We start from the raw sequence: 12,282 nt of genomic DNA on the forward strand, positions 1-12,282 counted from the left end.
GCGAGCACGCCCCGGACGGCACGGGGCTCCGTACTGCTCGGAGCGCGACGGTACGGAGCCCGCCCAGAAGCCGAATCGAACCCGGGCCACCCCCGGCGCACCGCCCGGGTACGAGGACGGATCGGTCGGTGTCCCGGCCTTGTGCCCAGGACAGGCGTCGATCCGGCCTGACGCCACGGCGCCGCCGGGTTGCCGGTCCGCAACAGCAACCCCGGCGAGCACCGCGGCCAGACCCTCAGAGCCTGATTGCACGGATTGCTGACAAGCCCTGCACACCAGGTCGACCACCGGGTGCCGTGCAGGCCTAGGTTTCGGTGAGGCCGGCGACGGAACCTCGCAAGGCGCTCACGGCGCCGGGGTCAGGTTGGTCGCACCGTCGCCGTCGCCGTCGTGCCAACTCGACTGTTGACTGGGAGTTCCTGTGATGCGGATCGTCCGTTCGTTCATGGTGTTCTGTGCTGCATCGGCCATGGCCCTCGTCGTGAGCCCGCCGGCCAGTGCCGCCGGCGAGGGTACGGCGGGCCAGGGTACGGCTTGCTACCGGGCCCATGTGTCCGGCCTCGGTTGGGGCGATTGGTTCTGCGGTCCGGACTACTACGTCGGCACGGTGGGACAGAACAGGTCGATCGAGGCACTTCAGATCTCGCTGGGGGGCGTCGGTCGGTACTGCGTCAATGCCCATCTGCGTAACTACGGGTGGCAGGGACAGGTCTGCAACGACGGCGTCGGTGCAACGCACTCCGTCACTGTGGGGACCACGGGACAGAACCGGCCGATCGAGGCGCTGGAGATCAGTACGAAGTACGAAATGATCCACGGCGTGGCTCACGTGCAGAACATCGGCTGGATGGACGAGGCGTGGGGTTCCACGATTCGGCTGGGCACCGAGGGCCGTGCCTTGAGCATGGAAGCCGTCGCGCTCTGGTTCGAGTGAGGGACGGGTGAGCCGGCGGCTCAGGAGTGCGGATCGGCGGCCTGGGGGCGGGCAGCGGTCGACCGGGCTCCTGGTCACGGAGCCGGATGCCCCCGCCCGCCGCACGGGAAGTCGGACCGGCCGACTTCCCGTGCGGCAGCGGCACCTGCGGCCCGGCGAAGCGCGGGGCCCGTCGACCGGCCCGGCCCCGACGCGGGCGGGGCTCCGGGGCCGACCCGGCCTGGCTCGGGCGGGGCGTGATCTCGTAGGGTGGCGCCCACGGGTTGTGGTGGTCCGTCACCACGAGGCAAGGGCAGCAGACGCCGCAGGGCGGCGGGGCGGGGCGGTGACCAGAGATGGCGGAGACGACGGCTGTCCCCGGCGGCCCCGATCCCGTGGCGGACGCCGTGCCGCGCGACGCCGTACCGCCCGGGCCGCGCAACCCCTACGACGAGCACCTGCCCGGCCCGGCCGCCCTGTACGACCCGCCGACCCCGCCGCCCGCGGTGCCGCCCGCAGCTCCGCCGATGCCGCCGACCGGATGGACCGTCACCGGGATGCCCGCGGTGGACCTTCCGCCGTCCGCGACACCACCGCCGTTCACCGTGCCCGGCGCCACGCCCGCGCACGGCATCAGCGCGGCCCCGGGCGCCGGCCCGGGCGGCCTCGGCACCGCACCGCGCGGGCGGATCCTGGTCGTCGAGGGCGGCTACGGCACCTCCGGCCGCCGCACCTGGGGGCGCGGCGGGCCGACCCAGGCGCCCGTGCTCTCCGCGATGCTGGCCGCCGTCTCGCCGCAGGTCCTGCTCGCCGCCGACGCGGTCGACGCCGTCCACCTCCCCGGCGCCAGCGACCCGCACACCGTGCTCGCCCACCTGCGCGCCGCGGCCCGGCACCCCGGACCGCTGCTGGTCCACCTCGGCGGACACCTGCTCGCCGACAAGCGCGGCGGCCAACTCCACCTCACCCTGCGCGACTCCAAGCCCGGCAGCGTCCGTCAGGACGGCCTGGCCTGGCAGTCCATCGCCGGCGAGCTGCGCCACCGGCCCGCCGAGTGGCAGACGCTGGTCATCGCGGACCTGAGCGCCGATCAGAACGCCCTGCCGTTCCTCCAGGGCACCATCTCGCCGCTCGCCGACGGCCTCCCGCTCTGGGCGGTGGTCAGCCCCGACCCGGAGCAGATCGGCACGTTCACCCGGGCACTGATCGAGGCCCTGCACGGCGGCCGACCGGGCGCGGAGGCCGTGCTCGCCCCCGAGCAGTTGCGCCACCAGGTCTACTCGGTGCTCCGGCCGGACGTCGTCATCCTGGCCACGCACGCGCCGAACCGGCCCTTCTTCCGCAACACGGCCCGCCGGACGGACGGTTCGCAGCTCGACCCCGTCCCGTACGAGGGGCCGCGCCCGGCCGCGGTGCTGCCCCGGCCGCCCGCCGCGCGGGACGCCGCACCGCGGGACGCCGTGCCGCGCGACGGCGTGCCCGCGGACCGGCCTGCCGTCACCCTGGACAAGCCGGCGGCCGCCGGGGTGACGGGAGGTGCCGCGCCCGTTCCGGCGGCTCCGCCGGTGCCGCCCACCGCGCCCGCCCCGGTGCCGGCTCCCGTGGCGGCCCCGGCTCCGGCGCCGGTGGTGCCCGAGGGGCCGGTGGACCTGCTGAAGGCGGCGGTCCCGGCCACGCCCCCGCCGCCGGCCCAGCCCGTCGACCTGGTCAAGCCGTACGCCTGGCGGCCCACGCTGACGGACGGCATCCGGCTCGGCAAGCCCGCTCCGGCGGACGCCGTTCCACAGGACGCGGCCCCCGCGGATGCGGTGCCGGCCGACGCGGTGCCGAAGGACGCCGTTCCGCAGGACGCGGTCCCGGCCGACGCGGTGCCGAAGGATGCCGGTCGCGACGATGAGGCGCCCGTTTCGGAGACTCCCGCAGCGGAGGCCGCCACGGAGGCGGTCCCCGCCGAGGAGGGCTCTGCCGGTGAGAACGCAGCGGCCCCGGCGCCCGTCGGCGCCGCTCCTGCCGATGTCGCCCCCGCCGAGGCACCCCCGGCCGGGGCCGACGCGTCCCGGCGGCCCCGGGCCGACTACCCCGAGGTGATCGGCCGGATCGTCCGCAGTGCCGACGCCGGGGACCACGCCGCCGCGACCGACCTCGCGTTCGCCCTCGAACTGGAGGCCATCGCCGAGCACGGCACCGTCTCCGAGCCCGTGCTCCAGGTGCGCCAGGTCCGGGCCCACGTGTGCCGGCTGGCCGGGCGGACGGCGGAGGCGGCCGACATCTACCGCGAGGTGGCGCTGACGCTGCTGCGCTCGCAGGGGCCGGAGCACCCGGAGACCCAGCGCGCGGCCACCAACGCGGAGGCCTGCTGGCGGGCGATCCCGGACCGCGCGGAGGCGATCCGCATCGCACCCGAGATCATCGAGCTCCGGGCCCACCTCCCCGGCACCGACAACCGGAAGCTGCGCGCCGCCGAACGCCACCTGGCCAACCTCGCGGCCCAGGGCGCTTAGGGCCCGTCCTCACCCGCGGGGCAGGGGCAGAGTGACCCGGGCCCGGACGGCGCCGCCGGACAGAGCTGCGCGCGGAAAGTCGGCCAGGCCGACTTCCCGCGCGCGAGCGTTCCCGGACGGGCGTTCCCCGAGGGCGTCCCGCCCGCCCGGGGCCGGTCAGCGACCGGCGAGCGCGTGGACGAACTTCGCGCCGTCGATGGTGCCGAGGCCGCTCGCCAGGTCGTAGCCCTTGGCGGCCTGGTAGCCCGTCACCTTGTCCCAGGAGTTGTCGCCCTCCGTCACGTCGACCAGGCCGCTCCACTTCGGCGGCAGCAGGCTGAGGCCGTACAGGCGCCAGTTGATCTGGCCGAGCCGGTGGCCGGCGAGCTGGTCGGCGAGGGCGACGACGCCGGAGAAGACCGGGGTCGCCTCGCTGGTTCCGCCGGTGAGGTGCCAGCCGACCGAGGTCGGGTCGTAGGACTCGTACGTCCAGGCCCCGCCGTCCACGGCCGCGCTCATGCTGATGTCGGGCGTGCCGCGGTGGTTGCCGGTGACGCCGGCGACGCCGGCCTGGTACCACGGGCGCTCGAAGACGCCGGAGACCCCGCCGCCGCCCGCGCCGTACTTGTCGTGCCAGACCTTGTCGGGTGCGGTGTGCTTGCCGGCGTCGTCCAGGGTGAGCTGGGTGCCGCCGATGGAGGTGACCAGCGGGTCGGCGGAGGGCCAGGAGTTGACCCGGTGCGGGTAGAGGTCCTCGCCGTTCTCCTGTGCGTCGGTGGCGCCGTTGTCCCCGGAGGCGGCGAGCACGGTGACGTCGTGGGCGGCGGCCTCCTTGAACGCGTAGCGCAGGTCGGTCAGGGACTTGAAGTCGCCCTTGTCGAAGCCGGGGAAGGTGTTCTCGGTGGCGCCGAAGCTCTGCGAGATGACGTCGGCCCGGCCGGCCTTGATCAGGGCCTTCTCGGCGTCCATCATCTCGGGCAGGCCGGTCGTCCCCTCGGTCTCGGCGACACCGGTCGCCACCACGATGATGTGCGCGTCGGGCGCGATGGCGTGGGCGTACTCGACGTCGAGGGTGGTCTCGCCGGCCCAGCCGGTGTGGTCGGGGTTCTTCGGGTCGAACTCCGGGACGTCGCCCCACTTGACCACCTCGACCTTGGTGTCGGGGAGGCCCCACTGCTTGTCGAAGACCTCCAGGTCGTGCTGGATGGTCGGCGAGCCGAAGGAGTCGACGATGACGATGGTCCGGCCCTTGCCGGTGATGCCCTCCCGGTACAGCGGGTCGAGGTTGTAGGCGGTCCGGTACTGGAGCGGGGAGTAGCAGTGGATGCCGATCTGGCTGACGCACTCCGAGGTGGAGAGGGGTGCCGTCCGCCCGACGGCGCTGTGGTGCCCGGCCGAGGCGGGGCGGACGTGGACGCCGGAGAGGGACACGGACGCCGCGGTGGACGCGGCCGGTACCGCGACGGTGCCGGCGGTCAGGGCGGTGGCCCCCGCGGCGAGCAGGGCCAGGGAGCGGCGGAGGGTGGCGGGGCTGCCCATGGGACTCCTTGGGATACGGGGCCCGACCTGGTCCGGTCGGGTGGCTCCGGCCATCCCATCGAGAGCCGCATGATCATGCCATAGTCATTTGGTACCTGCGGCATGGTCACGCCTGGCCACCGGAAAAGGTAAAGGCCGGCCCAGGTGAAGGTAAGTATCCACCTGGGCCGACAGTATGACGAATCGTCAGCCGAAGGGCCGCTACGCCCCGCCGGTCCGGCTCAGCGCGCCCCACCGTTGACGTACAGCGTCTGGCCGCTGACGTACGAGGCGTCCTCGCTCGCCAGGAAGACGACCACCGAGGCGATCTCCTCCGGGCGGCCGACCCGCCGCAGCGGGGTCCGGGCGGCGACCTCCGCCTGGTGGTCCTCGGCCGTGGCGCCGACCCGCTCGGCGGTGGCGGCCGTCATCGCGGTGGCGATGTAGCCGGGGGCGACGGCGTTGACGTTGATGTTGAACGGGCCCAGCTCGATCGCCAGCGTGGCGGTGAGGCCCTGGATGCCGGCCTTGGCGGCGGCGTAGTTGGCCTGGCCCCGGTTGCCGAGCGCGGAGCGCGAGCTGAGCGAGACGATCTTGCCGTACTTCTGCGCCACCATGTACTTCTGGGCGACGTGGCTGCAGTTGTAGGCGCTGGTCAGATTGACCGTCAGCACCGTGTCCCAGTCGGACTTGGCCATCTTGAAGAACAGGTTGTCCCGGGTGATCCCGGCGTTGTTCACCAGGATGTGCACCGCGCCGAGGTCGTTCACGACCTCGGCGAAGACGGCCTCCACCGCGTCGTAGTCGGCCACGTCGCAGCCGTACGCGCGCGCGGTGCCGCCCTTGGCGGTGATCTCCTCGACCGTCCCGGCGGCGCGCTCGGCGGTGAGGTCGACGACGGCCACGGCCGCGCCCTCCTCCGCCAGCAGCCGCGCGGTGGCCGCGCCGATGCCCTGGGCCGCACCGGTGACGACGGCGACCTTGCCTGCGAAACGAGTCACGACGGACTCTCCCTCCGGACGATGCTCAGTGCTGCTCAGTTGACGTTCTCGACGAGGACGGCGGTGCCCTGACCGACGCCCACGCACATGGTGGCCAGCCCGCGCCGGGCGCCGCTGCGGCGCATCCGGTGCAGCAGGGTGGTGAGGATGCGGGCGCCGGAGCCGCCCAGCGGGTGGCCGAGGGCGATCGCGCCGCCGGTCGGGTTGACCAGCTCCGGATCGATGCCCAGCTGGTCCACGGAGGCCAGCACCTGGGCGGCGAAGGCCTCGTTGAGCTCGGCCTCCCCGAGGTCGTCGAGCGACCAGCCGACCCGGGTGAGGGCCTTCCGGGTGGCCGGCACCGGGCCGATGCCCATCACGTCCGGGTGCACGCCGGCCGAGGCCCCGGCGACGTACCGGCCGAGCGGCTGGAGGCCGAGGTCGCCCAGCGCCTCCTCGCTGACCAGGACCAGGCCGGCCGCGCCGTCGTTCATCGGCGAGGCGTTGCCGGCGGTCACCGTGCCGCCGGGGCGGAAGGCGGGCTTGAGCTTCGCGAGCTTCTCCAGGCTGGTGTCCTCGCGGATGCTCTCGTCCTGGGCGACCGTCACGCCGTCCGGCCGCTCGACCGGCACCAGCTCGGTGTCGAAGTGGCCGTTCTTTCGGGCCTCGGCGGCCCGCTGGTGGCTGCGGAGGGCGAAGGCGTCCTGCCGCTCGCGGGTGATCCCGTACCGGGAGGCGACCTCCTCGGCGGTCTCGCCCATGGAGAGCACCCCGTGCAGGTCGGCCATCCGGGGGTTGGTGAGGCGCCAGCCGAGCCGGGTGTCGAAGGTCTCGATCCGGTGCGGCAGCGCCTCGTCGGGGCGGGGGAGGACGAACGGCGCGCGGGTCATCGACTCGCAGCCGCCGGCCAGCACCACGTCGGCCTCGCCCGAGCCGATCGCCCGGGCGGCCAGGGTGACGGCCTCCAGGCCGGAGGCGCAGAGCCGGTTGACCGTGGCGCCGGGGACGGTGTCGGGCAGGCCGGCCAGCAGCACCGCCATCCGGGCGGCGTTGCGGTTGTCCTCGCCGGCCTGGTTGGCGGCGCCCCAGTAGACGTCGTCGATCCGGGCCGGGTCGAGGGCGGGAACGTCGGCGAGCAGGGCGCGCAGCACGGTGGCCGAGAGGTCGTCCGGGCGGACCGTGGCGAGCGCTCCGCGCAGCCGGCCGATGGGTGTGCGGCGGGCTGCGGCGAAGTAGACGGGACGCACGTCGTCGGGCTCCTTATCAGAACAGCGGAACGGCGGAACAGGGGAAGATCGGTGGGGCTCGGTGTTGCTCGGTGGTCGGGAGCGGGGGGACCGGCTAGAAGGCGTTGACACCGGTGAGCGAGCGCCCGACGAGCAGTTTGTGGATCTGACTGGTGCCCTCGTAGAGCGTCATCACCCGCGCGTCGCGCAGGTACTTGCCGACGGGGTACTCGTCGATGAAGCCGTAGCCGCCGAACACCTGGAGCGCGTTGTTGGCGGCCCGGACGGCGGCCTCGCTCGCGTAGAGCTTGGCCACGGAGGACTCGGTGGCGAACGGCAGTCCGCGGTCGATGTGGTCGGCGACCTTCCAGGTGAGCAGCCGGGAGGCCTCGACGTCCACCGCGATGTCGGCGAGCAGCTCCTGCACCAGCTGGTGCGAGGCGATCGGCTTGCCGAACTGCTCGCGCTCGCCCGCGTACCGGACGGCCGCGTCCAGGCAGGCCCGGGCGATGCCGACGCAGCCGGCGGCGACCGACATCCGTCCCTTGGCGAGCGCGGCCATGGCGACCGTGAAGCCCTTGCCGACCTCACCGAGCCGGGCGGAGTCGGGCACCCGGACGTCGTCGAAGGCGAGTTCGGCGGTGGCCTGGCCGCGCAGGCCGAGCTTGCCGTGGATCTCGGTGCGGGTGAAGCCGGGCAGGCCGGTGGGGACGAGGAAGGCGGTCACCCCGCGGTGGCCCTGCTGCTCGGGGTCGCTGCCCCCGGTGCGGGCGAACACCAGGGCGACGTCGGCCCAGGTGCCGTTGGTGATGAACATCTTGCTGCCGCTGATCAGCCAGTCCCCGCCGTCGCGGACCGCCCGGGTGGTGAGGTTGGCGGCGTCCGAGCCGGTGCCGGGCTCGGTGAGCGCGAAGCAGCCGAGCGCCTCGCCGGAGGTGAGCCGGGGCAGCCACTCGCGCTTCTGCTCCTCGGTCCCGTAGCCGTTGATCGACTTGCCGACCAGCCCGAGCGAGACCGAGACGATGCCGCGGACGGCGGAGTCGCCGCGTCCCAGCTCCTCCAGGACCAGGCAGTAGGCGAGGTGGTCCCCGCCGCTGCCGCCGTACTCCTCGGGCAGGGTGAGGCCGAGGAAGCCCAGCTTGCCGAGTCTGCCGATGATCGCGCGGTCGACGGACTCGGCGCGGTCCCAGGCGGCGGCGTGCGGGGCGATCTCGCGGTCGGTGAAGGAGGCCGCCAGGTCGCGGACGGCGGTCTGTTCCTCGGACAGCTCCAGGTTCATCGAGACCCCGTTAAACTAGCGCTGCAAGTTTTATGGGGGGACTGTAGCCCCGACGGGGCTCCGCTGGGAAGGGCCGCCTGCCAGAATCGATCCCCACCCCCAGGCGACCCGCGGGCAGACACGCGGGAAGCCGCCCCGACCCCACCCGACCGGAGGAACCGCGCCGATGGCCCGCCCGCGCACCCCGCTGCTCAGCCGTGAACGCATCATCACGGCCGCGCTCCGGCTCGTCGACGCCGAGGGGCTGGACGCACTCTCCACCCGGCGCCTGGCCACCGAGCTGTCCGTCAGCGGGCCGTCCCTCTACAACCACTTCGGGACCAAGGACGAGCTGCTGGACGCGGTGGTGGACAGCGTGATGGGCGAGGTCGACCTCTCGATGTTCACCCCGGGGGCCCCCTGGCCGGAGGCGCTGCGGGCCTGGGCCCGCTCCTACCGCGCGGCGCTCGCCGCCCACCCGAACGTCGTCCCGGTGCTGGCCCAGGGCCCCGGACGCCGGCCGAACGCGCTGCGGCTGGCCGACGCGGTCTTCGGTTGCCTGGTCGAGTCCGGCTGGCCGCGGGGGCAGGCCACCCGGATCGGTGCGCTGATGCGGTACTTCGTCACCGGCTCGGCGCTGGCCTCGTTCGCGGCGGGCTTCCCGGAGGACGCCGGGCTGTACGACGCGGCCGACTACCCCCACCTCGGCGAGGCCCACCGGCTCGCCGAGCACCGGGGGGCGATCGACGAGGGCGCCTTCGAGACCGGGCTGGAGGCGCTCCTCGACGGGCTGGCGCTGCGGTTCGAGCGCACCGCCGAGGGCGCCCGGCGGGCCGGGGGAGACCGGTAGGGCGAGGACGACCGGGCCGACGTCGGGCCGGCGAGGGCTACTGCGGCCCGGGCGGCCGCGGTCACCAGGGCTCGCGGGCCGTGAACGCGGGCCGCAGTGCGGGGTCCACCGGGTCGTAGTACCGGTGGTAGACGGGTGTGAGTCCGCCCGAGACCGGCGGCACGATCCAGCTCCAGTCGGCCGGGGTGGGCCGGCCGAGCCGCTGCTCCTGGGCGACGTGCTTGAGGAACCGCACCGACTCGGTGTGGTGGTCGGCGATGGTCACCCCGGCCTCCTGGAACGAGTGCAGCACCGCCACGTTGAGCTCCACCAGCGCCCGGTCCCGCCAGAGCGTGCGATCGCTGGAGGTGTCCAGGCCGAGCCGCCCGGCCACGGTCGCCAGCATGTCGTACCGGTCGGCGTCGGCGAGGTTGCGCGCGCCGATCTCGGTGCCCATGTACCAGCCGTTGAACGGCGCGGTGGGGTAGCGGACGCCGCCGATCTCCAGCGTCATGTCGCTGATCGCGGGCACCGCGTACCAGCGCAGCCCCAGCTCGGCGAACCAGTCGTGGTCGGGGTGGGTGAGCTCGACCTCCAGGGTGGTGTCCTCCGGCAGCCCGTACCACTCCGGGCGCTCGCCGGGCCGCTCCTGGACCAGCAGCGGCAGCACCTCGAACCGCTCCTCGCCGCACTTCCACCCGAGGTCGCGCGCCCGGGCGGCGAGCCGCGCGCCGGCCGGATCGCCGGTCCAGCCGCCGTCCGCGGCCGGGTGGCCGGCGTAGCGCACCAGTTGCTGGTTGAGGATCCGGGCGGCCGGGCGGCCGGGCCGGTCGGGGGCGAACACCGAGACCACCGGGCGGATCCGCCCGCCATTGGTCGCGGTGCGCAGGTGCTCGAAGCACTCGGCGGCGATGTCGTCGGCCGAGCCCAGGTGCCGCAGGTCGCGCACCACCAGGCTGCGCCAGTACAGCCGGCCGATGCAGCGGGCGGCGTTGCGCCAGGCCAGCTTGGCGCCGTAGGCCAGCTCGGCCGGCGTGTGCTCGTAGGTGCCGGTGCGGTCGATCTCGTCGAGCACCGCGCGCAGCCGCTCGGCCGGGTCGCCGGCGGCGGGCTGCTCGTGGTGGAACTGGCGGACGAAGGCGGCGGCCTCCCCGGGGTCGGTGAACGGCTCGGCCGGGTGGGGGGTGAGCCGCCCGGTGCCGTGGCCGGTCGGCTGCCGGACCGCGGGCAGCGGACCGGGTCGCGGACCGGGTGTCGGCCCGGCCGTCGGCCCGGGCCGGGCGTCGGGCCGGGGAGCGCCCGCCCGGGCCGGCCCGGTGGCGTCGGTGGCGGGGTGCGCGTGGGCGTACGGGCAGCCGACGGCGGGTGCCGACGCCGGGGCTGCGGCGGGCGCCGAAGCGGGCCGGCGGCTGCTGTGGGTGCCGCGGGTGCGAAGCCGGTTGAAGATCAAGGACACATCCCTCCTGCCGGTCATGAGTACCGGAGGTGCGCGGCCCGCCGCAGGGAGTGAACGATTCGGCCCCCGCACCGGCGCCGGGGGCGCTAGGGTGCGGGGGCCGGTGGTCCGACTGTCGGACCGGCGACGGCCTCTGGTCGGGGTGGCCGGGTCGGACCGGGTCGGCGTCGTGGGGCGTCGGCCGGCGGCTCAGCCCATGTCCTCCAGGCGGACGCCCTTGGTCTCCTTCATGTACCGCGCCACGAAGAGGATCGACAGTGCGGCGAAGCCCGCGTACGCCAGGTAGGTCGCCGAGAGGTTCCAGCGCGAGAGCGAGGGGAACGAGACGGTGATCGCCCAGTTGGCGATCCACTGCGCCGAGGCGGCGACGGAGAGCGCGGCGGCGCGGATGCGGTTGGGGAACATCTCGCCGAGCATCACCCAGACCACCACGCCCCACGACATCGCGAAGAACAGCACGAAGGCGTTGGCCGCGACCAGCGCCACCGTTCCCTGGAGGTCGGGCAGCGTGACGTTGTCACCGCTGCCGGTGGCCGAGGAGAACGCCCAGCCGCAGGCGGCCAGCGCGACGGCCATACCGGCCGAGCCGATCAGGGCGAGCGGCTTGCGGCCGATCCGGTCCACCAGCAGGATCGCGACCACGGTGCCGAGGATGTTGATGACCGAGCCGATGAAGCTGATCAGCAGCGAGTTGCTCTGGTCGATGCCGACCGACTGCCAGAGGATCGACGAGTAGTAGAAGATCACGTTGATGCCGACCAGCTGCTGGAAGACCGACAGGCCGATGCCGACCCAGACGACGGGCAGCAGGCCGAACCGGCCGCCGAGCAGGTCGCGGAAGCGCGGGCGGTGGTCGGAGGCGATCAGGCCCTGGATCTCCGCGATCCGGGCGTCGGTGTCGGCGTCCTTGCCCTCGACCTCGGCGAGCACGGTGCGGGCCTCGTCCAGTCGGCCGGCCGAGATCAGGTAGCGCGGTGACTCGGGGATCGTCGAGGAGAGCACGAAGTAGACCGCGGCCGGTACGACGCAGATGCCCAGCATCCACTGCCAGGCCTCCAGGCCGAGCAGCCGGCCGCGGGTGTCGCCGCCGGCGGCGTCCGCGAGCACCCAGTTGACCAGCTGGGAGATGGCGATGCCGAGGACGATCGCCGCCTGCTGGAAGGAGGCCAGCCGGCCGCGGTAGCGGGTCGGCGCCACCTCGGCGATGTAGGTCGGGGCGATCACCGAGGCGATGCCGATCGCCGCACCGCCGAGGACCCGCCAGAAGGCGAGGTCCCAGGCGGAGAACGGCAGCATCGAGCCGACGGCGCTGACCGCGAACAGCAGCGCGCCCGCCTTCATCACCTTGATCCGGCCGTAGCGGTCGGCGAACCGGCCGGCCAGCGCGGCGCCGACGGCCGAACCCAGCAGCGCCGAGGAGACGATCAGCCCGGTCACGCCGTCGCCGACGCCGAACCTGTCCTGGATGCCGGAGACGGCGCCGTTGATCACGGAGCTGTCGTAGCCGAACAGGAAGCCGCCGAGGGCCGCGGCGGCGGTGATGAAGACGACGAAGCCGAGGCGGCCGGAGGGCCCGGCCTCCGCCGCCGCCGGCTCCGCGGGCTGCTGGGTGACGCTCACGA

General features: G+C 74.1%; 9 protein-coding genes. 3 read left to right on the forward strand and 6 right to left on the reverse strand.

Annotated features, from left to right (window positions below):
• The first annotated feature begins 424 nt into the window (after window positions 1-424).
• Together RMN57_RS30390 and RMN57_RS30395 are read left to right on the forward strand one after the other, a co-directional pair.
• Complete coding sequence (locus RMN57_RS30390; protein ID WP_313766489.1) at window positions 425-934, forward strand: hypothetical protein; 510 nt, start codon at window positions 425-427, stop codon at window positions 932-934.
• Between the two features lie 335 nt (window positions 935-1,269).
• Window positions 1,270-3,414, forward strand: coding sequence for a hypothetical protein (locus RMN57_RS30395; RefSeq protein WP_313766490.1), 2,145 nt, complete (start codon window positions 1,270-1,272; stop codon window positions 3,412-3,414).
• A 156-nt stretch (window positions 3,415-3,570) separates the two neighbouring features.
• On the opposite strand, the gene RMN57_RS30400 is transcribed toward RMN57_RS30395, so the two are convergent.
• The 4 genes from RMN57_RS30400 to RMN57_RS30415 all read right to left on the reverse strand — a co-directional run bounded on the left by RMN57_RS30400 (window position 3,571) and on the right by RMN57_RS30415 (window position 8,396).
• Complete coding sequence (locus RMN57_RS30400) at window positions 3,571-4,932, reverse strand: S53 family peptidase (RefSeq protein ID WP_313766491.1); 1,362 nt, start codon at window positions 4,930-4,932, stop codon at window positions 3,571-3,573.
• A 221-nt stretch (window positions 4,933-5,153) separates the two neighbouring features.
• The gene (fabG, locus tag RMN57_RS30405; RefSeq protein WP_313766492.1) at window positions 5,154-5,912 is read right to left on the reverse strand and encodes a 3-oxoacyl-ACP reductase FabG; all 759 of its coding nucleotides are present in this window, start codon (window positions 5,910-5,912) and stop codon (window positions 5,154-5,156) included.
• A 35-nt stretch (window positions 5,913-5,947) separates the two neighbouring features.
• A complete protein-coding gene (locus RMN57_RS30410; protein ID WP_313766493.1) occupies window positions 5,948-7,138 on the reverse strand; it encodes a thiolase family protein in 1,191 nt (396 codons plus the stop codon).
• Window positions 7,139-7,232: 94 nt separating this feature from the next.
• On the reverse strand, window positions 7,233-8,396 hold the full coding sequence (locus RMN57_RS30415; RefSeq protein WP_313766494.1) for an acyl-CoA dehydrogenase family protein: 1,164 nt from the start codon (window positions 8,394-8,396) through the stop codon (window positions 7,233-7,235).
• Between the two features lie 166 nt (window positions 8,397-8,562).
• On the opposite strand from RMN57_RS30415, the gene RMN57_RS30420 reads away from it, so the two are divergent.
• The gene (locus RMN57_RS30420) at window positions 8,563-9,225 is read left to right on the forward strand and encodes a TetR/AcrR family transcriptional regulator C-terminal domain-containing protein (protein WP_313766495.1); all 663 of its coding nucleotides are present in this window, start codon (window positions 8,563-8,565) and stop codon (window positions 9,223-9,225) included.
• Between the two features lie 61 nt (window positions 9,226-9,286).
• On the opposite strand, the gene RMN57_RS30425 is transcribed toward RMN57_RS30420, so the two are convergent.
• Both RMN57_RS30425 and RMN57_RS30430 read right to left on the reverse strand, forming a co-directional pair.
• The gene (locus RMN57_RS30425; protein WP_313766496.1) at window positions 9,287-10,660 is read right to left on the reverse strand and encodes a nitric oxide synthase oxygenase; all 1,374 of its coding nucleotides are present in this window, start codon (window positions 10,658-10,660) and stop codon (window positions 9,287-9,289) included.
• Window positions 10,661-10,849: 189 nt separating this feature from the next.
• A complete protein-coding gene (locus tag RMN57_RS30430) occupies window positions 10,850-12,280 on the reverse strand; it encodes a sugar porter family MFS transporter (RefSeq protein ID WP_313766497.1) in 1,431 nt (476 codons plus the stop codon).
• Window positions 12,281-12,282: the final 2 nt, after the last annotated feature.

The sequence above is a fragment of the Kitasatospora sp. CM 4170 genome (assembly GCF_032110285.1).
Taxonomy (GTDB): Bacteria; Actinomycetota; Actinomycetes; order Streptomycetales; family Streptomycetaceae; genus Kitasatospora; species Kitasatospora aburaviensis.

What these genes read in the sequence shown, in the direction of transcription:
- RMN57_RS30400 (WP_313766491.1), bottom strand. Translation starts at nt 4,932, where the DNA reads ATGGGCAGCCCCGCCACCCTCCGCCGCTCCCTGGCCCTGCTCGCCGCG.
- RMN57_RS30420 (WP_313766495.1), top strand. Translation starts at nt 8,563, where the DNA reads ATGGCCCGCCCGCGCACCCCGCTGCTCAGCCGTGAACGCATCATCACG.
- RMN57_RS30390 (WP_313766489.1), top strand. Translation starts at nt 425, where the DNA reads ATGCGGATCGTCCGTTCGTTCATGGTGTTCTGTGCTGCATCGGCCATG.
- RMN57_RS30415 (WP_313766494.1), bottom strand. Translation starts at nt 8,396, where the DNA reads ATGAACCTGGAGCTGTCCGAGGAACAGACCGCCGTCCGCGACCTGGCG.
- RMN57_RS30395 (WP_313766490.1), top strand. Translation starts at nt 1,270, where the DNA reads ATGGCGGAGACGACGGCTGTCCCCGGCGGCCCCGATCCCGTGGCGGAC.